This window comes from Streptomyces sp. NPDC059649, assembly GCF_042734445.1.
Taxonomy (GTDB): Bacteria; Actinomycetota; Actinomycetes; order Streptomycetales; family Streptomycetaceae; genus Streptomyces.
The window spans coordinates 1-25,006 of record NZ_JBHWDV010000023.1; the positions used below are offsets into that span (position 1 = coordinate 1).

The 25,006-nt window shown below is 72.8% G+C and carries 13 protein-coding genes; 1 reads left to right on the top strand and 12 read right to left on the bottom strand.

The genetic code is table 11. The annotated features are described in order from the left end of the window. Positions 1–178 precede the first annotated feature (178 nt). The 12 genes from ACFV1J_RS22770 to glgX all read right to left on the bottom strand — a co-directional run bounded on the left by ACFV1J_RS22770 (position 179) and on the right by glgX (position 23,270). A complete protein-coding gene (locus ACFV1J_RS22770; protein WP_385860719.1) occupies positions 179–1,660 on the bottom strand; it encodes a maltokinase in 1,482 nt (493 codons plus the stop codon). A 334-nt stretch (positions 1,661–1,994) separates the two neighbouring features. Then, complete coding sequence (treS, locus tag ACFV1J_RS22775) at positions 1,995–3,713, bottom strand: maltose alpha-D-glucosyltransferase (RefSeq protein WP_385860720.1); 1,719 nt, start codon at positions 3,711–3,713, stop codon at positions 1,995–1,997. Beyond that, the gene (locus ACFV1J_RS22780) at positions 3,710–5,713 is read right to left on the bottom strand and encodes an alpha-1,4-glucan--maltose-1-phosphate maltosyltransferase (RefSeq protein ID WP_385860721.1); all 2,004 of its coding nucleotides are present in this window, start codon (positions 5,711–5,713) and stop codon (positions 3,710–3,712) included. The genes treS and ACFV1J_RS22780 overlap by 4 nt, the downstream gene beginning before the upstream one ends. Positions 5,714–6,281: 568 nt before the next feature. Further along, on the bottom strand, positions 6,282–7,892 hold the full coding sequence (locus ACFV1J_RS22785) for a sensor histidine kinase (protein ID WP_385860722.1): 1,611 nt from the start codon (positions 7,890–7,892) through the stop codon (positions 6,282–6,284). Next, positions 7,889–8,554: a response regulator transcription factor gene (locus tag ACFV1J_RS22790; RefSeq protein WP_385860723.1), complete on the bottom strand. Its 666-nt coding sequence runs from the start codon at positions 8,552–8,554 to the stop codon at positions 7,889–7,891. The genes ACFV1J_RS22785 and ACFV1J_RS22790 overlap by 4 nt, the downstream gene beginning before the upstream one ends. Positions 8,555–8,690: 136 nt before the next feature. Next, a complete protein-coding gene (locus ACFV1J_RS22795; RefSeq protein ID WP_385860724.1) occupies positions 8,691–10,325 on the bottom strand; it encodes a M4 family metallopeptidase in 1,635 nt (544 codons plus the stop codon). A 287-nt stretch (positions 10,326–10,612) separates the two neighbouring features. Next, positions 10,613–12,892 carry a M4 family metallopeptidase gene (locus ACFV1J_RS22800; protein ID WP_385860725.1) on the bottom strand — a complete coding sequence of 760 codons (2,280 nt, stop codon included), beginning with the start codon at positions 12,890–12,892 and terminating at the stop codon, positions 10,613–10,615. A gap of 322 nt (positions 12,893–13,214) precedes the next feature. Then, positions 13,215–15,032 carry an ABC transporter ATP-binding protein gene (locus ACFV1J_RS22805; RefSeq protein WP_385860726.1) on the bottom strand — a complete coding sequence of 606 codons (1,818 nt, stop codon included), beginning with the start codon at positions 15,030–15,032 and terminating at the stop codon, positions 13,215–13,217. Beyond that, complete coding sequence (locus ACFV1J_RS22810) at positions 15,029–16,906, bottom strand: ABC transporter transmembrane domain-containing protein (RefSeq protein WP_385860727.1); 1,878 nt, start codon at positions 16,904–16,906, stop codon at positions 15,029–15,031. Before ACFV1J_RS22810 ends, ACFV1J_RS22805 begins: the two co-directional genes overlap by 4 nt. Positions 16,907–17,029: 123 nt before the next feature. Beyond that, complete coding sequence (locus ACFV1J_RS22815; RefSeq protein ID WP_385860728.1) at positions 17,030–18,937, bottom strand: ATP-binding cassette domain-containing protein; 1,908 nt, start codon at positions 18,935–18,937, stop codon at positions 17,030–17,032. Further along, positions 18,934–20,901: an ABC transporter ATP-binding protein gene (locus ACFV1J_RS22820; protein ID WP_385860729.1), complete on the bottom strand. Its 1,968-nt coding sequence runs from the start codon at positions 20,899–20,901 to the stop codon at positions 18,934–18,936. Before ACFV1J_RS22820 ends, ACFV1J_RS22815 begins: the two co-directional genes overlap by 4 nt. A 116-nt stretch (positions 20,902–21,017) precedes the next feature. Then, on the bottom strand, positions 21,018–23,270 hold the full coding sequence (gene glgX / locus ACFV1J_RS22825) for a glycogen debranching protein GlgX (RefSeq protein WP_385860730.1): 2,253 nt from the start codon (positions 23,268–23,270) through the stop codon (positions 21,018–21,020). Between the two features lie 230 nt (positions 23,271–23,500). On the opposite strand from glgX, the gene ACFV1J_RS22830 reads away from it, so the two are divergent. Continuing rightward, positions 23,501–24,760 (top strand): Ig-like domain-containing protein, encoded by a 1,260-nt coding sequence (locus ACFV1J_RS22830; protein ID WP_385860731.1) that lies wholly within the window; start codon positions 23,501–23,503, stop codon positions 24,758–24,760. Positions 24,761–25,006: the final 246 nt, after the last annotated feature.

Consider the following 25,006-nt stretch of genomic DNA (forward strand, 5'->3'; position numbering starts at 1 on the left):
CCCCGGTAGCGCGCGCGGCGGTCGCGTCCGGTGTGGACGCGGGGTCGGGAGGGGTGGGGCGGGACGGCGGTGGGGCGGCGGTCACGGGAGGGGCCTCCTAGGGGCGGGGCATCGGCGGTGCGTCGTGGGCGTCGGCGGGCGGGGCAGGCGTCGCGTCGGTCGGGTCACGGGGGCCGGGTCACGGCGGGCCGGTTCCGTCCACGCCCACGGCCGGTTCGCCGCCCGACGCCAGCCGCCGGATGGCGGCCATCGGGACGGACAGCCAGTCGGGCCGGTGCCGGGCCTCGTAGAGCACCTCGTAGACCGCCTTGTCGGTCTCGTAGGCGCGCATCAGCTCGGGGGCGGAACGCGGATCGAGCCCGCCGGCCTCGGCGTAGCCCAGGCAGTACGCCTCCCGGGTGCGCCGGGCCCACTCCAGGGCCCAGGGATCCGCGCCGGCCGGCCCGCTGCGCGCCGCGTAGTCGAAGGAGCGCAGCATCGCCGCGACGTCCCGCACCGCGGGCTGCAGCTTGCGCCGTTCGGCCAGCGGACGGGCCGGTTCGCCCTCGAAGTCGATCAGCGACCAGCGGCCCTCGCCGGCGGACCGCAGCGTCTGGCCCAGGTGCAGATCGCCGTGGATGCGCTGGGCGGCCCAGCTGCGGCCGTCGTGCCCGACGGCGGCCAGCGCGTCGAAGGCGGTGCGCAGCCGCGCGCGGTAGGGCTGGAGCACGGGTACGGCCCGGGCGGTGGCCTCCAGCCGCTCGATCATCTGGGTCGCGATCAGGTCCAGCTGCGGGCGGCGCAGCTCGGTGGTCGGCAGGGTCTGGGCCAGCGCGGTGTGCACCTCCGCGGTGGCGTGCCCGAGCGCCCGGGCCGAACCGGTGAAGTCGGCGCGGACGGCCAGTGCGTTGAGCGCCAGCTGCCAGCCGTCGGCCGAGCCCGGCAGGAACGGCTGGAGCACGCCCAGCGTGGTGGCCTCGCCGTTCTCCTCGGCGACCGCCGACTCGAACCAGGCGGCCGGCGCCGGCACCCGGGCGCATTTGGCGTCGGCCAGTGCCCGGGGCAGTTCCAGATCGGGGTTGATGCCCGGCTCGATCCGCCGGAAGACCTTCAGGATGAACGAATCGCCGTAAACGATCGAGGAGTTGGACTGCTCGACGGCGATCGGCCGGGCCGGCAGTCCGGACGGGATCTCCGCGTCGGGTTCGCGGCAGAAGCGCAGGCCCCCCAGCCGTCCGGGGATCCGCAGCCGCTCCAGCAGCAGTCCGCAGAGCCGGTTGTCCAGCAGTGCGTCGTAGACCATCCGGCCGCGCAGCGGGCCGCCGCCGGGCCGGCCGATCACCGCCGGTGCCAGCTGGGGCGGCGGCGCCGGATGCACCCCGAGCAGCAGCTGGTAGCGGTCCCCGCCGGCGGGTGTGCGGCTCGGCGGGGAGCTCTGCTGTGCCCGGACCAGCAGTTGCAGCAGGCCGGGCGAGGTGCCGTCGCCGGTGCAGGGCAGCAGCTCGGTCGCGGACAGCAGGGCGAAGCCGGTGAGCAGCCGTCCCTTGCCGGCGAACCAGCGCTGGCGGGGCACCCATTCGGCGAGCAGCGGTACCAGCGAGGAGAGCAGATCGGGGGCGGTGACGAGCGGACGGTGGTCAGGGGTGTTACGGGTGGCACGGGTCGGGGCGGTGTCCGACATGGCGTCGCGTCCTTTCCCCGGGCACACGACAGGTAGGGCAAAGTGTCCCGGAATGCGGCCTTCACTGTGCGGTGGCGCGGTGGCGGTACCCCCGGACGGAGGGTGTGAAGATCCTCCCGGCGGGGGTGTCGGGATCGTCCGTACGGCAGCGGTCGTTCCGGTGCGCGTGTCCGCTGCGGGGCGGTCCCCCGTGAACCGGGGGCCGCCGAGGGCTCACCCGGCCCGTGCGGTAGTAGGGAGACTTCCCGAGCGAAAGGTCAAAAAACGCCCGTACGCGGTATACGGCCGCGTACGGGCGGGGGTGCTCGGCCCGTGCCCGGTCAGGGCCGGGGCACTAGGTGGCGCTTCGGCGCAGCCGGAACCAGTAGAAGCCGTGGCCCGCGAGGGTGAGCAGGTACGGCAGTTCCCCGATGGCCGGGAAGCGGACGCCGCCGATGAGCTCCACCGGATGGCGGCCGCTGAACGCCCGCAGGTCCAGCTCGGTCGGCTGGGCGAAGCGGGAGAAGTTGTGGACGCACAGCACCAGGTCGTCGTCGGCGCCGCCGGTGCCCGGCGAGGCCCGCAGGAAGGCCAGCACCGCCGGATTGGTGGAGGGCAGCTCGGTGTAGCTGCCGAGGCCGAACGCCGGGTTCTGCTTGCGGATCTCGATCATCCGGCGGGTCCAGTGCAGCAGCGAGGACGGCGAACTCATCGCGGCCTCGACGTTGGTGACCTGGTAGCCGTAGACCGGGTCCATGATGGTCGGCAGGAACAGCCGGCCCGGGTCGCAGGAGGAGAACCCGGCGTTGCGGTCCGGGGTCCACTGCATCGGGGTGCGTACCGCGTCCCGGTCACCGAGCCAGATGTTGTCGCCCATGCCGATCTCGTCGCCGTAGTAGAGGATCGGCGAACCGGGCAGTGACAGCAGCAGGGCGGTGAACAGCTCGATCTGGTTGCGGTCGTTGTCGAGCAGCGGGGCCAGCCGGCGGCGGATGCCGATGTTGGCCCGCATCCGCGGGTCCTTGGCGTATTCCGCGTACATGTAGTCCCGCTCTTCGTCCGTCACCATTTCGAGGGTCAGCTCGTCGTGGTTGCGCAGGAAGATGCCCCACTGGCAGCCGGACGGGATCGCCGGGGTCTTGGCGAGGACTTCCGAGACCGGATAGCGCGATTCGCGGCGCACCGCCATGAAGATGCGCGGCATGACCGGGAAGTGGAATGCCATATGGCATTCGTCGCCGCCGACCGCGTAGTCCCCGAAGTAGTCGACCACGTCCTCCGGCCACTGATTGGCCTCGGCCAGCAGCACGGTGTCCGGGTAGTGCTTGTCGATCTCGGCCCGGACCCGCTTGAGGAAGGCGTGCGAGGCGGGCAGGTTCTCGCAGTTGGTGCCCTCCTCGGCGTAGAGGTACGGCACCGCGTCGAGCCGGAAGCCGTCGATGCCCAGGTCCAGCCAGAAGCGCAGCGCGGAGATCATCTCCTCCTGGACCGCCGGGTTCTCGTAGTTGAGGTCCGGCTGGTGGGAGAAGAAACGGTGCCAGTAGTACTGCTTGCGGACCGGGTCGAAGGTCCAGTTGGAGGCCTCGGTGTCGACGAAGATGATCCGGGCGTCGGCGTACTGCTTGTCGTCGTCCGCCCAGACGTAATAGTCGCCGTACGGGCCGTTGGGGTCGGAACGGGATTCCTGGAACCACGGGTGCTGGTCGCTGGTGTGGTTCATCACCATGTCGATGATGACCCGCATACCGCGGTGGTGCGCGGCGTCCACGAATTCCACGAAGTCCGCCAGATCGCCGAATTCGGGGAGCACCGCGGTGTAGTCGGCGACGTCGTAACCGCCGTCCCGCAGCGGCGATTTGAAGAACGGCGGCAGCCAGAGGCAGTCCACCCCCAGCCACTGGAGGTAGTCCAGCTTCGCGGTGAGGCCCTTGAGGTCACCGATGCCGTCGCCGTTGCTGTCCTGGAACGAGCGCACCAGGACTTCGTAGAAGACGGCCCGTTTGAACCAGTCGGGATCGCGGTCCTTCGCCGGGGTGTCCTCGAACGTGTCGGGGACAGGCTCATTGACGATCAATTGGGTGACCCTCCGATCGGTGAGGACGGTCGCAGCGACAGCACATGAGCGGGCGCGAGCGAGCGGCCCGGCTCCAGGCGCACATAGTTGTCCCTGCCCCAGTGGTAGGTATCGCCGGTGAGCTCGTCGCGCACCGGAAAGGACTCGTGCCGGCCGAGGCCGAGTTCCGGCATGTCCAACGACACCGTCGCCTCGTGGGTGTGGTGCGGGTCGAGGTTGACCACCGTGAGCACCGTGTCGGTCCCGTCGCCGTGCCCCGCGCGCTTGGAGAACGCGAGCACGGCGTCGTTGTCCACGGGGTGGAAGTGCAGATTGCGGAGCTGCTGCAGGGCAGGGTGCCGGCGGCGGACGCGGTTGAGGACGGTGATCAGCGGGGCGATGGTACGCCCCTCCTTCGCCGCCGCATCCCAGTCGCGCGGCCTGAGTTGGTACTTCTCCGAGTCCAGGTACTCCTCGCTGCCGGGGCGTACCGGGGTCGACTCGCAGAGCTCGTATCCGGCGTAGACGCCCCAGGTGGGAGACAGGGTGGCGGCCAGCACGGCACGGATCTCGAAGGCGGGGCGGCCGCCCTCCTGGAGGTAGGCGTGCAGGATGTCCGGGGTGTTGACGAAGAAGTTGGGCCGCAGATAGGCGGCGGACTCGCCGGACAGCTCGGTGAGGTACTCGGTCAGCTCCTGCTTGGTGTTGCGCCAGGTGAAGTACGTGTACGACTGCTGGAAGCCGATCTGCGCGAGGGTGTGCACCATGGCCGGGCGGGTGAACGCCTCGGCGAGGAAGAGCACGTCCGGATCGGTGCGGTTGATGTCACCGATGACCTTCTCCCAGAACGCCACCGGTTTGGTGTGCGGATTGTCCACCCGGAAGATCCGTACGCCCTTGGCCATCCAGAAGCGCAGCACCCGCTCGGTCTCGCGGACCAGCCCGCGGAAGTCGGCGTCGAAGGCGAGCGGATAGATGTCCTGGTACTTCTTCGGCGGGTTCTCGGCGTACGCGATCGAGCCGTCGGAGCGGTGGTGGAACCACTGCGGGTGCAGGGTGACCCAGGGGTGGTCCGGCGAGCACTGCAGCGCGAAGTCCAGCGCGACCTCCATCCGCAGGTCGCGGGCGGTGCGCACGAAGTGCTCGAAGTCCTCGAAGGTGCCCAGGTCCGGGTGGAGCGCGTCGTGGCCGCCGGCCGCCGAACCGATCGCCCAGGGGGAGCCGACGTCGTCCGGGCCGGCGGACAGGGCGTTGTTGGGGCCCTTGCGGAAGGACGTGCCGATGGGGTGCACCGGTGGGAGGTAGACGACGTCGAAGCCCATGGCGGCCACGGCCGGGAGGCGTTCGGCGGCGGTGCGCAGGGTGCCGCTGACGGCGGTGCCGTTCGGGGTGATCTGGGCGCCCTCGGAGCGCGGGAAGAGTTCGTACCACGAGCCGTACAGGGCCCGGCGGCGCTCGACGACCAGCGGCATCGGGCGCGAGACGGTGAGCAGTTCGCGCAGCGGGTGGCGGGCGAGTGCCTCGATGACCTGCGGGGCGAGCGCGGCGGCGAGCCGGGTGGCGGCGGGCAGTTTCGGGTCGCGCAGGGCGTCCACGGCGGCCAGCACCGCCTCCCGGCCGTCGCTCTTGGGGACGTCGGCGGCCGCCCGCTCGTGCAGTTCGGCGCCCTCGGCGAGGACCAGCTCGGTGTCGATGCCCGCCGGGATCTTGACGCCGGCGTGCTTGCGCCAGGTGGCCAGCGGGTCGGACCAGGCCTCGACGGTGAAGGTCCAGCGGCCCTCGATGTCCGGGGTGACCTCGGCGCTCCACCGGTCGGTGCCGGGGGCCCGTTCCCGCATCGGTGTCCAGGGTCCGCAGCGGCCGGCGGGATTGCGCAGCACCACATTGGCCGCGACCGCGTCATGGCCTTCGCGGAAGACCGTGGCCGAGACCTCGAAGGTCTCGCCCACCACGGCCTTCGCCGGGCGGCGGCCGCAATCGATCTGCGGGCGGATGTCCAGAACAGGGATGCGACCGATCATGGGCTCACCTGGGGCTTGTGATGCTTTGCGGGGTTTTGTCCTTTGTATCCGCTCCACGGGAGGGGGACCGGGTGCGGGCATGGGGGCTCCTGTCCGCTTCACCCGGCTGGCGGAGGACACGGCCGGCCGGGGTGTACCCGATGAGCCTTCCCTCGACCGGCGGACATGAAATCCGGCGGAATGTGAACTACTGGTACGTAACCAGGGGCCCGGTGCGGCCTCGCGGGAACGCGGTCGCCTCGGTGCGGACGGCTGCGGAGCTGGGCGGACACGATCGGCGTTCGCCTCCTCAACTCAGGTGTGATCACAGCGGAGTTGCGGTGTGCGGAAGTACCGGTGTCGCGCCGCGGCCGGTCGGCGCCACACCGCAGCCTCTCTCCAGGTGGGATCTCGTACAAGGGCGCATGAGGGGGTGGAATCGGCCATATCGGGAAACGCGCGGGTAGGGAGGCGTGTGGGGTTCCCGGGGTCACTCAACTGGCCTGTTCGGCATGCTGGTTGGGTCGCCGTGTGGGGTATGGCCGCCGCCCCGGGCACCCGGACGGGGGAGTGGTGGCGGCCACCGGCGTCAGTGGTCCCGGCGGTGGACGACGGCCTTCCTGACCAGACGGCCGTCGGCGAAGCACAGCTCGTAGGCCGCGACGGTGTCGGGGTCGATGCCGTAGTACGTACAGGACCAGCCGCGGGGCGGTGCGGGGGTGCCCTCCGGGGGCACGTCCAGGCGGAAGAACGGCACCAGGCCGTCCACCTGCGTACGCGGCATCCCCGGGCGCAGCCGGTCGTAGCTCGCCCGGTCCAGGATCGTCCAGTCGGTGCTGACCAGGGCGAAGACGCCCATCAGCACCAGCAGTGCGGCGATCACCGCGAGCGGGACGGCCACCGTCTGGCGCAGCCGCCGCCGCACCTGGCGCCGCGCCCGGTCCAATTCCCTGGCCGCCGCGGTGGGTTGGGGCGCCGCACCGGAAACGGCGGGCGGGCCGCCGGAGAGCGGGAGCCGGGCGGCGATGGTGAAGCCGCCCTCGGGGGTCGGGCCGCTGTGCAGGGCACCGCCCGCCAGCCGTACCCGCTCGTCCAGGCCGACCAGTCCGCTGCCGCCGGAGACCGCTGCCGGGGCGGGGCCGGGCGGCGGCGCGGCGTTGGTGACGGTGACCCGAAGCTGCCCCTCGGCCCGCTCGATCCGCACCCGGACGGCCGCGCCCGGGGCGTGCTTGGCGGCGTTCGTCAGCGCCTCCTGGACGATGCGGTGCACGGCGGGTCCGGTCATGCCGGGCCGGCCGGCCGCGGCCCCGCCCGGCTGCTCCGCCTCGTCGGGCTGTTCCAGCGTCACCGTCATCCCCGACGCCCGGGCGCGCGCCACCAGCCCCGCCACGCCCTCGTCCGCGGACCGCCGCGGCGCGCCCTCGTCGTCCGTCCGCAGCACACCGATGATCTCCCGCAGCCGCTCGGTCGCCGCACCGGCCGCCGCCCGTAGTTCACCGGCCGCCGCCCGGCGGTCCGCGTCCAGTCCCGGATCCAGCTCCAGCGCGCCGGCCCGCAGCGCGAGCAGCGCCAGCTCGTGGCCGAGCGAATCGTGCATGTCGCCGGCGATCCGGGCCCGTTCGCGCAGCCGGGTGCGGTCGGCCACCGCCTGCTGCTCGCGTTCCATCCGGTCGGCCAACTGCCATCCGGTGCGGACGAGTTCGGCGTACTGGCGGCGGTAGCGGCCCAGCAGCCAGGGCAGCACCACGTTCAGCAGCAGCGCCATCAGGAAGGTGAACCACGGCCACAGGGTGTGGGCGACCAGGGCGCACACCGGTACGCCGGCCAGCGCGACGCCGGTGAAGAACCACAGCGCGGGCCGGGCCCGGGCCACCCGCACTCCGGCGAGGTATCCGAGCACGGCCAGGGCGAGGGCGTACGCACCGGTGAACAGCTGCACCGACAGCACCAGGCTCGGCACGACCGGCACCGCGACCGCCACCAGCGGCGCCCGCCGGCGGACGAGCAGGGCCAGCGCGAGCAGCGGGAAGCCGGCCAGGGTCGCCCAGCGCTGCGGTCCTGAGAGGCCGTCGAGGTAGAGCAGCGGCGGTACGCACAGCAGCACCCACAGCGCGAGGCCGGGGAGCCGGGCGCGCAGCCGTTCCGGGTCCGGCCGCCGCGTCCAGGACCGCGGGACGGCCAGGGACGGGAGGCGGTTCACGAGGCGGGGACCAGACCGGCCTCGTAGGCGAGGATCGCGGCCTGGACGCGGTTCTTGAGCCCCAGCCGGGCCAGGGCCGCGCTGACGTACGCCTTGACGGTGCCCTCGACCAGGAACAGCCGCCGGGCGATCTCCGCGTTGGACAGCCCGGCACCGACCAGACCGAGCACCTCGCGCTCGCGCGGCGTCAGCTCGGCGACCCGCGCCCTGGCGGCCGCACCCCGGCCCAACTGCCCTTCTCCCAGGTGGGAGAGGACCCGCCGGGCGACGGACGGGGCGAGACATGCGCCGCCCTCCACGACGGCCCGGACGCCGGCGATCAGCTCCCGTGGATCGCCGGTCTTGAGCAGGAAGCCGGCGGCGCCGGCACCGAGCGCGCCGGCGATGTGGTCGTCCTCGGAGAAGGTGGTCAGCATGACCACCGCGGTCTCCGGGAGGACGGTGGCGAGTTCGGCGGCCGCGGCCAGGCCGTCCAGGCGCGGCATGCGGATGTCGAGCAGGCAGACGTCGGGGCGGTGCCGCAGCGCCAGGTCGACCGCGGCACGGCCGTCCCCGGCTTCCGCGACCACCTCGATGCCGGGCGCGGTGGCGAGGATCGCGCGCACCCCGGCCCGCAGCAGGGCCTCGTCGTCGGCCAGCAGCACCTTGATCGTTTCGCTCATCCGGACCCCCGTTCCGCCCCGCCCGCGCGCCCACCGTCCCCGTGACGCGCGAAGGCGGTGTCCGGAGGGTCTCCGGACACCGCCCGCTTCGGGGTCACGTTACCCCGGGCCGATCAGTGCGCATCGGCCGGTCGTGTCACTTGACGGCGACACCGGTCCAGGCCGCCTCGACGCCCTTGACCTCGGCGCTGTCGGCGCCGTAGAGGTCGGTCGCGGCCTTCTTGGTGGCCTCGCGGGCCGCCTTGTAGTCGGTGTTCGAGGTCATGTACTCGGTCAGGGCCTTGAACCAGATCTTCTCGGCCTTGTCCCGGCCGATGCCCTCGACCTTCTTGCCGTCCGCGGTCGGGCTGTCGTACTTGACGCCACCGATCTCCTTCGGACCGCTGCCCTCGGACAGCAGGTAGAAGAAGTGGTTGGCGACACCCGAGGAGTAGTGCGGGTCGAGGTTGCCGGTGTTGGAGTCCCAGTTGTCCTGCGACTGGCCGTCCTTGCTGGGCTTGTCCATGTAGCGCAGCGGCGAGCCGTTGCCGTTGATGTCGATCTTCTCGCCGATGAGGTAGTCGCCCAGGTCCTTGTCGTTCTTGGCGAAGAACTCGACCGAGGTACCGAAGATGTCCGAGGTGCCCTCGTTGAGGCCGCCGGACTCACCGCTGTAGGTGAGGTTGGCGGTGGCGGAGGTGACGCCGTGCGACATCTCGTGCGCCGCGACGTCGATGGCGGTGAGCGGCTTCTTGTTGCCCTCGCCGTCGCCGTACGTCATGCAGAAGCAGCTGTCGTCCCAGAAGGCGTTGACGTAGCTGTCGCCGTAGTGGACACGGGACGAGGCGCCCTTGCCGTCGCCCTTGATGCCGCTGCGGCCGTGCACGGTCTTGTAGTAGTCCCAGGTCTCGGCCGCGCCGTAGTGGGCGTCGACGGCCGCGGTCTGCGGGTCGTCGGGCTTGCCGGTGCCCCAGGCGTCGTCGTCGTCCGAGAAGGCCTTGCCGTCACCGGACTCGCTGTTCCCCAGGTTGGTGGTCTTGTGGCCACCACGCCCGTCGTCGGTCAGCGTGAACTTGCCGCCGTCCTTCTTGGTGCCCAGCTCGACGCTGCCGCTGTACTCGCTCTCGCCCTTGCCGGTGTGGATCTCGTCGTACTGGAACAGCTTCTTGCCGGTGTTGGCGTCGGTGATGACGTGCAGCCGGCTGGGGGTGCCGTCCTTCTGGACGCCCTTGACGACGGTGTCGTAGGCGAGGACCGGCGAACCGGAGGCGGCCCAGACGACCTTCTTCGGGGTCTGCGGGGTGGCGGCCTTCTTGGCGGCGAGCGACTTCACCGCGGTGCCCTGCGCCGACTTCGCGGCGGCCTGCGGGGCGATCTTCGCCGTGGTGGAGGCCACCTTGATGCTCTTCTGGGTCGACTTGGTGGTCGACTTGATCGCGCCGTCCTTGGCGCTGTGCACGACCAGGTCGCCGCCGAGCACCGGAAGTCCGGCGAAGGTGCGCTCGTACCGGGTGTGCGTGGTGCCGTCGGCGTCCTTGATGACGTCCTTGACGAGCAGCTTCTCCTGGCCGCCGAGGCCGAGGGCCTTGGCGGTCTGCGCCTTGGTGCCGTCCGCGTCGCGCAGGAGTTCCGCGCGGTGCGAGGCGCTGAGCTGGAGGGGGGAGGCGTCCTTGTGGGGGGCCGGGGCCGGCGAGGCGCCGGCCGTCCCGGCGGTGATGCCCGCCGCCAGCAGGGCGGCGGCCGCCAAGCCGCCACCGATCACACGGGTCTTACGGGATATGTGGGGGGCCACGGGTGCTCCTTCAACTTTGCCAAGTGGTGGGGGTGCAAAGCGATGCGGGTGTGACTCGCGTTCCGGAACACTGCCAGCTGAACGCGTGCATGTCAGGAGCCTGTTCACAGGTTGGCCGAAAGTCGTCCGTACAGAGGTGATCGGTGTCCGCATAACGGAGGAGGGCGCCGCCCCCGGAGTTCCGGGGACGACGCCCAATTTCCCTGCTCACCTGGTCAGTTGCCCGTCTTCCCGGCAACCGGACCGGCTATGTCACAGCAAGGTGACGGCTGAGTGGCTACGCCGGATCAGAACGTCAGCTTCCAGCCGTTGATGTAACCGGAGTCCTGCGAGTAGACGTCCTGGACGCGCAGCTTCCAGGTGCCGCTCGCGGCCTTCGAGGAGGCGTTGACGGTGTACGTGGTGTTCACGTTCGCCGCGGAGTCGTACGGGTTGGAGTTCTTCAGCCGGTAGGCCGTGCCGTCCGGGGCGATCAGGTCGATGACCAGGTCACCGCGGTAGGTGTGGACGATGTCCACGCCGACCTTCAGCGTGCTGGAGGCGTTGCCGCTGCGGCTGACGTTGATCGGCGAGGTGACCGCCGCGCCCGCGTCCGGGATCTGCACGTCGTCGGAGTTCTCGAAGACGCTGCCGCCGCCGGACGCGTTGACCGTCCAGGTGAAGGAGGTGGTTCCGGTCTTCTTCGCGGAGTCGGTGACCGTCACCGTGACGTTGGACGTGCCGGCCGTGGTCGGCGTACCGGAGATCAGACCGGTGCCGGCGTTGATCGACAGCCCGGCCGGCAGCCCGCTCGCCGTGTACGACAGCGCGCCCGCGGTACCGCTGGTGGCCTTGATCTGCAGACTCGCGGCCTGGCCGACGGTGCTGGTCTGGTTGCCCGGGTTGGTGACGGTGACCCCGCCACCGTCCGGGACGCGGGAGCCGACGTTGACCGCCGCCCAGGTGTTGGCGACCGTGTTGTACGACGCGCTGCCCTGGCCGAACAGGTCCGCGGCGGCCTTCAGCGTGGCGGTGCGGGCGCCCGCGTAGTTGGTGGTGGCGGTCATGTACTGGCTGAGCGCCTTGAACCACACCTTCTCGGCGTTGGCCCGGCCGATGCCCGGCACCGGCAGGTTGTCGAAGGTCGGGCTGTCGTAGTGGACGCCGCCGATGTCCTTCGGGCCGCTGCCCTCGGACAGCAGGTAGAAGAAGTGGTTGGCGACGCCGGACGAGTAGTGCACGTCCTTGTTGCCGACGCCGCTCGACCAGTAGTCGGCGGAGGCGCCGTCCTTGCTGGGCTTGTCCATGTAGCGCAGCGGGGTGCCGTCGCCGTTGATGTCGATCTTCTCGCCGATGAGGTAGTCACCGGGGTCGGACGCGTTGTTGGCGTAGAACTCCACGGCCGTGCCGAAGATGTCCGAGGTGGCCTCGTTCAGACCGCCGGACTCGCCGCTGTAGTTGAGGCCCGCGGTGTTCGAGGTGACGCCGTGCGACATCTCGTGGCCGGCCACGTCGATGGCGGTCAGCGGGGCCGCGTTGCCGCTGCCGTCGCCGTACGTCATGCAGAAGCAGCCGTCGTCCCAGAACGCGTTGACGTAGCTGTTGCCGTAGTGGACGCGGGAGTAGGCACCCACGCCGTCACCGCGGATACCGCTGCGGCCGTGCACGTTCTTGTAGTAGTCCCAGGTCTCCTGGGCGCCGTAGGCGGCGTCCACGCCCGCGGTCTGGGCGTTCTGCGGCGTCCCGTCGCCCCAGGTGTCGTCCGCGTCGGTGAACAGCGTCCCGGTGCCGGACGAACCGTGGTTGAGGTTGTAGGTCTTGTGGTTGCCGCGGGTGGCGTCGGTCATCGAGAAGTTCGGCGCCGAACCGGACGTGCCGAGGGTGACCTTGCCGCTGTACTCGCTGTTGCCGACACCGGTCTCGATGCCCTGGTAGCGGTAGAGCTCGGCGCCGGTGGTGGCGTCCGTGACGACGTGCAGCTGGTTGGGCGTGCCGTCGTCCTGCAGCCCGCCGACCACGGTCTCGTAGGCCAGCCGCGGCTTGCCGTCGGCGACCCAGATCACCTTGCGGGGCGCCTTCGCGGCGGTGGTCTTCTTCGATCCCAGCGACCGCGCCGACTTGACGGCCTTCGCCGCGGCGGCGGACGGGGCCACCTTGGCGGTGGTGCTCGCGACCTTCAGCTGGGAACCGACGGCCTTGGTGACGCCCTTGAGCTTGCCGGCCTTGGTCTCGTGCACGACGAGGTCGCCGCCGAGCACCGGCAGTCCGGCGTAGGTCCGCTCGTAGCGGGTGTGGACCGTGCCGTTGGCGTCCTTCGAGACGTCCTTGACGACCAGCTTCTCCTTGGCGCCGAGCCGCAGCTCACGGGCCGTCTCGGCGGTGGTGGCGCCGGCCGCCCGTATCAGCTCCGCACGCTGGGACGGGGACAGCTTGACCGGCAGGGCGCCGGGGTCGGGTACCGCGTGCGCGGTGCCGGGCCGCGCGGCGGCCGCCGTTCCGGTGCCGGCCTGGACTCCGACGGCCAGCATCGCGGTGACGGCGACCAGTGCGCCGGTCGCGACGGCGCGTCCATGGGGGGTGCGTCTCACACTGACTCCTTCTGCGGTGGCCGCTACGTGACGGTGCGGCCGAGGGGGACCGGGCGGCCCAACGGCCGTCCGGGCAGATCGAGGCAGAACACTTGGAGCGTGTGGGGGGAGACGTACGCGAGAGGTTTTCGACGTACTGGTGGAACGGGTCGTGCAGGGGAAGCCCGCTGCCGCAGGGCGTGGTGCTGTGGGGACCGTGCGGCGGCTGCGGGGAAGAGTCCCACCATGGATGTCTTGTTGTCAGGGCCCGTTCAAGTAATTGGCCGGAAAACGTCCGTTGCGCGGAATCGACGTTCGGAATCCGGACATTGCGTGAGCGCCGTCACGGCCGTCCCCCGTGCCAGGACCGCCACAGCGCCGCATACGCACCGCCGGCCGCCACCAACTCGTCGTGGGTGCCGAGTTCGGCCAGCCGGCCGGCCTCCATGACGGCGACCCGGTCCGCGTCGTGCGCGGTGTGCAGCCGGTGCGCGACGGCGATGACCGTACGGCCCGCGAGGACGGCGGCCAGCGCCCGCTCGGTGTGCCGCGCGGTACGCGGATCGAGCAGCGCCGTCGCCTCGTCCAGGATCACCGTATGCGGATCGGCCAACACCACGCGGGCCAGGGCGAGTTGCTGGGACCGCGCACCGTCGAGGCGGTGGCCGCCCGGGCCCAGCTCGGTGTCCAGGCCGGCCGGCAGCTCCCCGGCCCAGTCGGCCCCGACGGCCGCCAGCGCGGCCCGCAGCTCGGCGTCCCCGGCACCGGGCGCGGCCAGCCGGAGGTTGTCGCGGACGCTCCCCAGGAACACGTGGTGCTCCTGGGTGACCAGGACGACGTGCCGGCGCAGCACCTCCGGATCCAGCCCGGCGACCGGCACCCCGCCGACCGTCACCGACCCGCGCCGCGGCGCGTCGACACCGGCCAGCAGCCGCCCCAGCGTGGACTTCCCGGCCCCGGAGGGACCCACCAGCGCCAGCCGCTCACCGGGGCGCACGGTGAGGGAGACGCCGTGCAGGACGTCACCACCACCCAGGTCCGCCTCCCCGGCCGACCCGTCGCCACCCGTCGGATAGGCGTAGTGGACGCCACGGACCTCGATCCGGTCACCGGCGGGTACGTGACCGGCACCGGCGGCCGCCTCCCGGGTGGGCGGGACCGCACCCAGCCCCTCGACGCGGGCGAACGCGGCGCCGCTGCTCTGCAGTTGCTCCACCCACAGCAGGACCGTGTCCAGCGGCTCGGACAGCTGCCGCAGATACAGCGCCGCGGCGACCACCGCGCCCAGACCGATCCCGCCGCGCTCCACCAGTGCCCCGCCGGCCAGCAGCACACCGGCCACCGGCAGGACGTACCCGACGTCCACCGCGGGCAGCAGCACACTGCGCAGGAACAGCGTCCGCAGCCGCGTCCGGCGGCACTGTGCGATCGCCCGCTCGCCCGCCGCCCACCGGCGCTCCTGAAGGCCCAGCGCCTCGACCGTCCGGGCGCCCGCGGCGGTGGCGGCCAGCAGCTCGGCCAGTTCCGAGGTCGCCGCGCCCTCCACGAGATACGCCCGGTGCGCCCGGCGCAGATACCAGCGGACCGCCAGCACACCGCCGAACAGCCCCAGCGTGCACAGCCCGAGCAGCGGAGCGACCACCACCACGGCACCGAGCAGGAACAGCGCCTGCACGGCCGCCACCGAGACCTCCGGCGCGGCCTCCCGCAGCGTCCGCCCGACCGCGGTGACGTCCGTCGTGCCGCGGGCCGTCAGATCGCCGGTGCCGGCCCGCTCCACGACCGCGGCGGGCAGCGCCAGCGCCCGGTCGACGTAACTCTCACGGATCCGCGCCGCGGCCCGTTCGCCGAAGCGGTGGCCGACGTACCGGGCCTGCCGCGCCAGCAGCAGCTGGGCCACCGCACACACCAGGATGACCAGCGCCAGCCGGTCCACCGCGGCCACCCCGCCGCCCTCCCGGACGGTGTCCACGATCCGGCCGAGCAGCCACGGGCCGGCCAGCCCGGCGCCGGCCGCCAGCGCGTTCAGCACCAGCATCAGCGCGAACGCCCGGCCGTCCCGGCGCACCAGCCGCAGCGCGGCCCGCCGGGTCGCGGAGGGGTCGGCGACGGGGAGGGCGTGCGGGCCGGGCGGTGCGGCGTGCTTCGCCGGTGAGGTCATGGCGTGGCCCCTTCGTTCCGGTCGTCGTGCGCCGTCCCGTACTCCTCGCCCGCGTCGTTGCCCGCGCCCGCGCCGCTGCCCGCGGCCTCGCCCGCGGCCTCGCCCTCTCCGTCGTCCTCGGACCCGTCCTCGCCGCGGGACACCAGGCGCCGGTATTCGGGTACGTCGTCGAGGAGTTGGCGGTGCCGGCCGACCGCGCCGACCTTGCCGTCGACGAGGAAGCAGACCACGTCGGCGTGGTCGAGCAGCAGCGGGGAGGCGGTGGTGACGACCGTCGTACGGCCCGCGCGGGCGGTGTGCAGCCGGGCCGCGACCGCCGCCTCGGTATGGGCGTCCACGGCCGAGGTCGGCTCGACCGCGAGCAGCACCTCCGGGTCGGCCAGCAGCGCCCGCACCAGGCGCAGCCGCTGCCGCTGCCCGCCGGAGAGCGTGCGGCCCTGCGCCGCGACGGGCGTGTCCAGGCCGTCCGGCAGCGCCCGGACGACGTCCTCGGCCAGCGCGGTGTGCAGGGCCCGGCCGATCGCCGCGTCGGTCCGGTCCCGGCGTCCGCTCACCACCTCGCGCAGGGTGCCGGCGAACAGGTCCGCCTCGTTGTCCGCGACCAGGATGCGCTCGCGGACCCGGGCCAGCGGGAGCTCGTCCAGCCGGACCGCGCCCCAGGTCGCCGCGGAGTCGGCGAACCGGCCGAGGCGGTCGACCACCGCCGCCGACTCGGCGGGCCGGGCGGAGACCAGCGCGGTCAGCAGCCCGGGTACCACCTCGACGCCCGACTCCGGATCACGCAGCACGGCCACCCGCTCGGGCCCGGCCACGGCCACCCGCTCGGGCCCGGCCACGGCCGTGCCGCCGTCCGCCGCGGCGGGGTGGCCGGCGCCGATGGCGCCCTCGGCGCCCGCCGCATCCGCCGGCAACTGCAGGAACCGTACGACCCGGTGGGCGGCCACCAGGCCGCGGGTGAGGTCGTAGCCGCCCTCGATGAAGAACGACACCGGGATCACCAGGGCCGCGGCATAGCCGTACACCGCCACCAACTCGCCGACGGTGAGGGCGCCTTGGGCCGCCATCCGGGCCGCGAGCCAGGTGACGGCGGCCAGGAACAGGGTCGGCAGGCCCACCCCGAGCGCCTGGATCCAGCTCGTCACCGACCCGACCCGGTAGCCCTCGCGGCGCAGCTCCTGTGACGCGCGCCGGTAGCGGCCGGCGAACACCTCCTTGCCGCCCAGCCCACCCAGCACCCGCAACCCGCCGACCAGATCGCCGAGTTGGGCCGCCAGCCCGCTCTGCCGCTCGCGGTAGTGCGTCTCCGCGCCCTGCAGCCGGCCCAGCAGCGGCCCGACCGCCAGCGCCAGCAGCGGCACGCCCAGCAGCACCACCGCGGCGAGCAGCGGCGAGACGGACAGCAGCAGTACGGCGACGACCCCGTACGCCAGCACCCCGCCGACGCCCGGCCCGGTCATGGTCAGGGTCTGGCTGATCACCGCGACGTCGCCGATCCCGATCGTGACGACCTCGCCGGCCGTCACCTGCCGGGGCAGCGCCGCGCCCAGCCGCAGGGTCTGCGCCATGACCGCCCGGACCGTACGGAAGGTGGCGTCCATCCGGATCCGGGTCATCGTGCGGTGCCGCATCATGCCCAGCCAGGCGTTCAGCCCGCCGGCCGCCAGCAGCACCGCCACCCATCCGGCCAGCGCCGCGGGCCGCCCCGGCGCCAGCCCCTCGTCGATCGCCCGGGAGAGCACGTACGGCGGCACCATCAGCCCCGCCATCCACAGGCTTCCGTACGTCGCGCCCGCCGCCACCCGCCCCCGCTGGCTCGCGATCAGCCACCACAGATAGCGCGCGGCACTACGCGGCGCCACCACCGGCTCCGTCATGTCGCCCCCCGTTCCGTCCGCCCACTGTAGAACGGCGACTTGACCTTCACCCATGGGGCAATCCCTGGCCTCGGCGCCATGAACTCCGCCTTGAAGAGCGCACGCCGCCACCGCACGCGCTGGCTAGACCACGCTGTCCCGCCACGCCTGGTGCAGGGCGGCGAACCGTCCGCGGTCCTCGATGAGTCGGTCCGGCGGGCCGTCCTCGACGATCCGGCCGTCGGACATGACCAGGACCCGGTCGGCGATCTCCACGGTGGACAGGCGGTGCGCGATGACCACGGCCGTACGGCCCCGCAGGACGGTGTCCATGGCGCGCTGGACCGCGCGTTCACCGGGGATGTCCAGGGAACTGGTCGCCTCGTCGAGGACGAGCACGGCCGGGTCCGCGAGCAGCGCCCGGGCGAAGCCGACGAGCTGGCGCTGGCCGGCGGATATTCGGCCGCCGCGCTTGCGCACGTCGGTGTCGTAGCCGTCCGGCAGGGCGGTGATGAAGTCATGGGCGCCGATGGCCTTCGCGGCGGTCTCGATCTCCGCGCGGGTGGCGTCCGGGCGGCCCAGGGCGATGTTGTCGGCGACCGTGCCGGAGAACAGGAACGCCTCCTGGGTGACCATCACGACGGCCCGGCGCAGCTCGGCCGTGGACAGCTCGCGCAGATCGACGCCGTCGAGCAGGACCCGGCCCTCGGTCGGGTCGTAGAAACGGGCCAGCAGCTTGGCGAGGGTGGACTTGCCGGCGCCGGTGGCGCCCACCACGGCGACCGTCGAACCCGCCGCGAGGGTCAGGTCGAAGCGGGGCAGCACCTCGCCGCCGGTGCGGTAGGCGAAGCGGACCTTGTGGAACGCCACCTCGCGGCCCGGCCGGCCGGACGCGACGGCCGGCAGCCCGGCGGGCGCGGACGGTTCCGGGACGGTCGGGCGCTGGGCGAGCAGACCGGCGATCTTCTGGAGCGAAGCGGCGGCGCTCTCATAGGCGTTGAGGAACATGCCGAGGCGGTCGATGGGGTCGTACAGCCGGCGCAGATAGAGCACCGCGGCGGCCAGCACGCCCAGCGCCAGACCGCCCGTGGCGACGCGGTAGGCGCCCCACAGGACGATCGCGGCGACCGCGACGTTGGCGGCCAGCCGGGACAGCACGACATAGCGCGCCATCTCCAGGAACGCATCGCCGTTGACCCGCTCGTGACGGTGGTTGAGCCGGTCGAACGCCGCGTCGTTGGACCGCTCGCGGCGGAACGCCTGCACCGGGCGGATGCCGTTCAGGGTCTCGGTGAACTGCACGATGACGCCCGCCATCGCCGTCGACTTGGCGCTGTAAACCCGGTGGGAGCGGCGGCGGTACGAGCGCACCTGGAGCGCGAGCGGGGCGCCGGAGACGAGCGCGGCCAGGCCGAAGCCCCCGTCCAGGAAGAGCAGGGTCACGGTGATGTAGACCGTCGACAGGGCGATGGTGATCAGTTCCTGGATGCCCTCGTCGAGGAGTTCGCGCAGCGACTCGACGTCGGTGGTGGCCCGGGATATCAGGCGGCCGGAGGTGTAGCGCTCGTGGAAGTCCAGGCTGAGCGCCTGGCCGTGCCGGAAGATCCGGCCCCGCAGGTCCACCAGCACGTCCTGGCTGACCAGGGCGGACAGCCGGATGAAGGCCCACTGCAGCCCGCCGGACGCCGCGGCGCACACCACGGCCGCCACCGCCACGGCGACCAGCGGCCCGTGGTCGCCGGCCCGCAGCGCCGGCACCGCCCGGTCCAGTGCGTAGGCGACCAGCAGCGGACCGGCCTGCACGGCGGCCTGCTGGAGGAGCAGCAGTACGGCGATCACGCCGACCCGGCGGCGGTGCGGGGCCAGCAGGGAGCCGAGCAGCGAACGGGCCGCGTTCCTGGGGGCGGGCAGCCGGTCCCGTTCGAAGGCGTCGTCGGCGTCCGGCGGCGGCCCCGGGGAGGGGGCGGCGTCCGCGGGCGGCTGCCGGTCCGCGCCGGGGCCGGGCTCGGGCTCGGGGGCGTCGGACGGGCGGCCGGTCGTGGTGGTGGTCATCGGGCGGCCTCTTCCTCGCCGGACATCAGGGTGGCGTATTCGGCGTGGTCCCGGAGGAGTTGGTGGTGGGTGCCGACGGCGGTGATCCGGCCGCCGGAGAGCAGCGCCACGCGGTCGGCGAGCAGGACCGTGGACGGGCGGTGGGCGACGACCAGGGCCGTGGTGGTCGCCAGGACCTGCCGCAGCGCGGCCTCCACCAGGGCCTCGGTGTGCACGTCGAGGGCGGAGAGCGGATCGTCGAGGATCAGGAAGCGGGGCCGGCCGACCACCGCGCGGGCCAGCGCCAGCCGCTGCCGCTGCCCGCCGGACAGGCTCAGGCCCTGCTCGCCGACCGGGGTCGCACCGCCCTGCGGCAGCGCGTCGACGAACCCGTCGGCCTGCGCCACCCGCAACGCCCGCCGCAGATCGGCCTCTTGGGCGTCGGCCGCGCCCATGAGGACGTTCTGCGCCGCGGTCGCGGAGAACAGCGTGGGCTCCTCGAAGGCCACCGCGACCAGCGAGCGGACCTCGTCGCGGCCGATCGTCGCCAGATCGCGGCCGTCGAGGGTGATCCGGCCGGCGGTCGGGTCGTACAGCCGCGGCACCAGCGCCGTGAGCGTGGTCTTGCCGCTGCCGGTCGCGCCGACCAGGGCCATCGTCTCGCCGGGCCGGATGTGCAGGGTGACGTCCTTGAGGGTGGGCGGGGCGTCCGGCGGGGCATCGGGATAGCGGAACTCCACCCCGGAGAAGACCAGGCCACCGGCAGACGACCGGGAACGGCCCCCGCTCTCCCGCTCCCCGCCCGCCACCGGCGCGTCGCCCTGCGCCGGCTCCTGGCTCCGCGCCGGCTCCTCGCGCTGTGCCGGCTCCTCGCGCTGTGCCGGTTCCTGGCTCCGCGCCGGCTCCTCGCGCTGCGCCGGTCCGCCGCTGTCCGACGCGTCGGTGCGGGGCGTACCGGGCGCGTCGCTCACCTCCGGCTCGTCCATCACCTCGAAGTACCGGTCGGTGGCGGTGGCCGCCTCGTTGCTCATGGCCAGCAGGAAGCCGATCGACTCCACCGGCCAGCGCAGCGCCAGCGCGGTCGACAGGAACGCGACGAGCGTGCCCGCGGACAGCGCGCCGTCGGCCACCTGGACCGTGCCGAACACCAGGGCGGCGCCGAGCGCGCACTCCGGGAGGGTGGTGTTCAGCCCCCATATCCAGGCCAGCAGCCGCGCCTTGCGCAGCTCGGAGGCGCGCAGCCGGCGGGTCAGCTCCTTGAACGCCCGGGCCTGGCTGCGATGGCGCCCGAAGCCCTTGATGATCCGGATGCCGAGCACCGACTCCTCGACCACGGTGGTCAGATCGCCGATCTGGTCCTGGACGACGCGGGCCGCCCGCCCGTACTTCACCTCGAAGACCGAGCACAGCACCAGCAGCGGCAGCACCGGCGACAGCAGCACCAGCCCCAGCGACCACCGCTGGGCCACCAGCAGCACCCCGCCCACCAGGATGGTCACGCCGTTGACCAGCAAGAACGTCAGGGGGAAGGTCAGGAACATACGCAGCATCTGCAGATCGGTGGTGCCCCGCGACAGCAGCTGGCCCGACGGCCAGCGGTCGTGGAAGGCGACCGGCAGCCGCTGCAGCCGGCGGTAGAGCGCCGCGCGCATCGCCGCCTCCACCCCGGACAGCGGGCGCGCCACCAGCCAGCGTCGGAACCCGAACAGCAGCGCCTCCGCGAGCCCGAGCAGCAGCAGAAAGCCGCCGCCCAGCCAGACCCCGCCCGTGTCACCCGTCGCGACCGGCCCGTCCACCAGCCACTTGAGCACCAGCGGGATGACCAGGCTGACGCATGAGGCCACCACCGCCACGAACGCGGCCGTGAACAGCCGCGCCCGCACCGGCCGCACGAACGGCCACAGGCGCAACAGCGAGCGCACCGCGGAGGGTTGGGATAAGGACGTCGGGTCGGTCGGGTTCGTCGCGTACGTGGTATCAGCCATCACTCGCGAGCGTAAGGCGCGCCACTGACAACGCTCAGGTGGATTTCCGCGGACCGCGGCCGGCACCCGTCGGTTTCACGCCGCGCCGGCCCGCGCCGCCCCGCACCGCCTCCGCGTCAGCCCGGCACCGCCCGGAACAGCACCACCGACCGCCCCTCCAGCGTGAGCGCACCGCCCGCCGGGTACGGCGGTTCGGCGGCGGTGGGCTGTTCCTCGCGGGCGGTGTCGACGAGGAGTTCGTAGCTCTGGGCCCAGGGCGGGCCGGGGAGGGTGATCTCGCGGGGGCGGGCGGTGGCGTGCAGCACGGCGAGGAAGCTGTCGTCGACGATGCGGACGCCCCGTTCGTCGCGCTGGGAGATGTCGTTCCCGGAGAGGTACATGCCGAGCGTCGCCCCCGGGGTGTACCAGTCCTGCTCGGTCATCTCCGTGCCGTCCGCGGTGAACCAGGCCAGATCGCGCAACCCGCCCTGCCCGTGCGGCCGTCCGGAGAAGAACGCCCGGCGGCGCAGTACGGGGTGGGCGCGGCGCAGCGCGATCAGCCGGGCGGCGAGGTCGGCCAGCGGCCGCCAGCGGGGGTCCTCCAGGAGCGACCAGTCGAGCCAGCTGGTGGGGTTGTCCTGGCAGTAGGCGTTGTTGTTGCCGTGCTGGGTGCGGCCCATCTCGTCGCCGGCCACCAGCATCGGCACGCCGGTGGACAGCAGCAGGGTGGCCAGGAAGTTGCGCAGCTGGCGCTGGCGGAGCGCGGTGACCTCGGGGTCGTCGGTCTCGCCCTCGGCGCCGCAGTTCCAGGACCGGTTGTCGTGGGTGCCGTCCCGGTTGTTCTCGCCGTTGTCGCCGTTCCGCTTGTGCTCGTAGGTGACCAGATCGCGCAGGGTGAAGCCGTCGTGCGCGGTGATGAAGTTGACCGACGCGTACGGGCGGCGGCCGCCCCAGGCGTAGAGGTCGCTGGAGCCGGAGAGCCGGTAGCCCAGGTCGCGCACGTCGTGCTGGGCGCCGCGCCAGAAGTCGCGGACGGTGTCGCGGTAGCGGTCGTTCCACTCCGTCCACAGGGGTGGGAAGGCGCCGACCTGATAGCCCCCGGAGCCGACGTCCCACGGCTCGGCGATCAGCTTGACCCGGCGCAGCACGGGGTCCTGGGCGATCACCGCGAGGAACGGGGAGAGCATGTCGACGTCGTGCATCGAACGGGCCAGCGCGGCCGCCAGGTCGAAGCGGAAGCCGTCCACCCCCATCTCGGTGACCCAGTAGCGCAGCGAGTCCGTGATCAGCCGGAGCACCTGCGGCTGGACGACGTGCAGGGTGTTGCCGCAGCCGGTGTAGTCGGCGTAGCGGCGGGCGTCGCCGGCCAGCCGGTAGTAGCCGCGGTTGTCGATGCCCCGCAGGGAGAGCGTCGGGCCCAGCTCACCGGCCTCCGCGGTGTGGTTGTAGACCACGTCGAGGATCACCTCGATGCCCGCGTCGTGCAGCGCCCGCACCATCCGCTTGAACTCACCGACCTGCTGCCCGCGGGTCCCGGTGGCGGCATAGCCCGCGTGCGGCGCGAAATAGCCGATGGAGTTGTAGCCCCAGTAGTTGCGCAGTCCCCGGCGCACCAGGTGGTCCTCGTGCGCGAACTGATGGACCGGCAGCAGCTCGACCGCCGTGACGCCGAGCCGGACCAGATGGTCCAGCGCGGCGGGGTGCGCCAGCCCCGCGTAGGTGCCGCGCAGCCGCTCGGGAACACCGGGGTGACGCATCGTGAAACCGCGTACGTGCAGCTCGTAGAGGACCGAATCCGGCCACGGGGTCTTCGGGCGGCGGTCGTCCCGCCACTCGTCGTCGCCCTCCTCACCGGCGTCCTCGCCGACCACGACGCCCTTGGGGACGAACGGTGCGGAGTCCCGGTTGTCGCGGACGGTGTCGGCGAGGTGCTGGTCCGGCCAGTCGCGGACGTGCCCGTAGAGCTGGGCCGGCAGCGCGGTCCCCGGGCCGGCCGTTTCCGTACGGCGGCCGAAATCGCCGTCGACGGCCCTGGCGTACGGGTCGAGCAGCAGCTTCGCCGGGTTCCAGCGGGCGCCGGACCAGGGGTCCCAGCGGCCGTGCACCCGGTAGCCGTACCGCTGGCCGGGGCGCACACCGGGCAGGAAGCCGTGCCAGATCTCGTGGGTCAGCTCGGCCAGCGGATGGCGGGTCTCCCGCTCCGCCTCGTCGAACAGGCACAGCTCCACGGCCTCGGCACCGCCCGCCCAGAGGGCGAAGTTGGTGCCGGCGACGCCGTCGGGGCCGGTGCGGTAGCGCGCCCCCAGGGGGGTGGGGGCGCCGGGGCGGACGTCCGCGGGCGGGGCGAGGGGTTCGTCCGCCACCGCCTCTTGTTCGGGTGCGCTCGACACGTGCCGGCCTCCTGCGGCTCATGGCTCGGTCGGGCGGTGCCCCGCACGGAGTCCCGGCCGCGCGTACGTCCCGCCCTCCTCGTTGTTCTTCCCGCAACCGGCCGTTGCCGCACGTTTCGCCGCGCGGGGGCTCGGCGCGCCTCCTGGGAGCCCCTCCGCTACGGGACAAACGGATGGATCCGCACGCGACATACCCCCGTCACTCCCCACCATCATCCACAATTCGGTATATGACCGCCCATCAGCAGGTACGTGCAGGGGGACGAGCGAAGAACCACCGGAATGTCCGCGTCCGCGTCGCCCGCGCCGTCGGGGCCTGGCTCGCCGGGACGGTGGTACTGGCCGGCTGCGGGGACACCGAGGCGCTCCTCGACGGCGCCCCGCGCTCCCCGGAGGAGGCGATCAGGATCGTCCCGGGAAACGGTGCGCGCGGCGTACGGGCCAACGGGCGGTTCGAGGTCCGGGTGCCGGAGGGGCGGCTGGAACGGGTGCACGTCACCCGCACCGGAGGAGGCGGCCGGCAGCCGGTCGCCGGCCGGATCTCCCCGGACGGCATGATCTGGCGTCCCGCCGCCGGCCCGCTCCGGCTCGGCGCGAGGTACACCGTCGACGCGGTCGCCCTGGACGGTGCAGGCCACCGCGCGGCCCGCCGCGCCACCTTCACCACCGCCCCGCCGGTCCACCGCGTCACCGGGTCCTTCTCGCCGCAGAGCGACGCCACGGTCGGCACCGGCCTCATCTTCTCGATGGTCTTCAACCGCCCGATCGCCGACCGCGCGGCCGTCGAGCGCGCCGTCCGGGTGAGCGCCCAGCCCCGCGTCGAGGTGGCCGCCCACTGGTTCGGCCACCGCCGCCTGGACTTCCGCCCCCGCGACCGCTGGCGGCCGGGCACCAGGATCACGGTGGAGCTCCGGCTGCGCGGTGTGAAGGCCGCACCGGGCGCCTACGGGACGCAGCGCCGGACCGTCCACTACCGGGTGGCCCGGGACCAGGTCAGCTTCATCGATGCCGCGCGGCACACGATGACGGTGCGGCGCGACGGACGGACCGTCGCGGTGCTGCCGGTCACCGCGGGCGACGCCCAGAACCCCACGTACAACGGACGGATGGTCATCCTGGAGCGGCATTCGCTGACCCGGATGGACGGCGGCACGGTCGGCTTCGGCGGCGAGTACGACATCCCCGACGTGCCGCACGCCATGCGCCTCACCAGGTCCGGCACCTTTCTGCACGGCAACTACTGGGCGCGGCCCGAGGTCTTCGGCGGCCTCAACACCAGCCACGGCTGCGTCGGCCTCAAGGACATCAGGGGCGGCGGACCGCACACCCCGGCCGGCTGGTTCTTCGCCCAGTCGATGGTCGGTGACACCGTGGTCGTCCAGCACTCCCCGGAGCGGCTGGTCGCACCGGACAACGGCCTGGGCGGCTGGAACATGCCCTGGGCGCAGTGGCGGTCCGGCTCCGCGCTGAACCGGCCGGCTCCGCGCTGAACCGACCGGCGAGCCGCGCTGAACTGGCCGACTTCGAGGGCGAATTGACCGCGGCGGGTACGGAACCGGCCCGGGGCGGGGCGTCGGGACCCGGGCGGCCGGGGGCGCCGGACGTCCGCGACCGCGCCGGAGCGGCTCCGGCGGGCGGGCCCGGCCGTCCGCTCCCGCTCACCCCCACACTTGGGACTAAACGGTGACATCCGCGGGGAGTTCACTTGTCAGTGCGGTGTGGTTATCTAACGCCAG

What these genes read in the sequence shown, in the direction of transcription:
- ACFV1J_RS22780 (WP_385860721.1), bottom strand. Translation starts at nt 5,713, where the DNA reads ATGATCGGTCGCATCCCTGTTCTGGACATCCGCCCGCAGATCGATTGC.
- ACFV1J_RS22810 (WP_385860727.1), bottom strand. Translation starts at nt 16,906, where the DNA reads ATGACGGAGCCGGTGGTGGCGCCGCGTAGTGCCGCGCGCTATCTGTGG.
- ACFV1J_RS22770 (WP_385860719.1), bottom strand. Translation starts at nt 1,660, where the DNA reads ATGTCGGACACCGCCCCGACCCGTGCCACCCGTAACACCCCTGACCAC.
- ACFV1J_RS22805 (WP_385860726.1), bottom strand. Translation starts at nt 15,032, where the DNA reads ATGACCTCACCGGCGAAGCACGCCGCACCGCCCGGCCCGCACGCCCTC.
- ACFV1J_RS22820 (WP_385860729.1), bottom strand. Translation starts at nt 20,901, where the DNA reads ATGGCTGATACCACGTACGCGACGAACCCGACCGACCCGACGTCCTTA.
- ACFV1J_RS22815 (WP_385860728.1), bottom strand. Translation starts at nt 18,937, where the DNA reads ATGACCACCACCACGACCGGCCGCCCGTCCGACGCCCCCGAGCCCGAG.
- ACFV1J_RS22790 (WP_385860723.1), bottom strand. Translation starts at nt 8,554, where the DNA reads ATGAGCGAAACGATCAAGGTGCTGCTGGCCGACGACGAGGCCCTGCTG.
- ACFV1J_RS22830 (WP_385860731.1), top strand. Translation starts at nt 23,501, where the DNA reads ATGACCGCCCATCAGCAGGTACGTGCAGGGGGACGAGCGAAGAACCAC.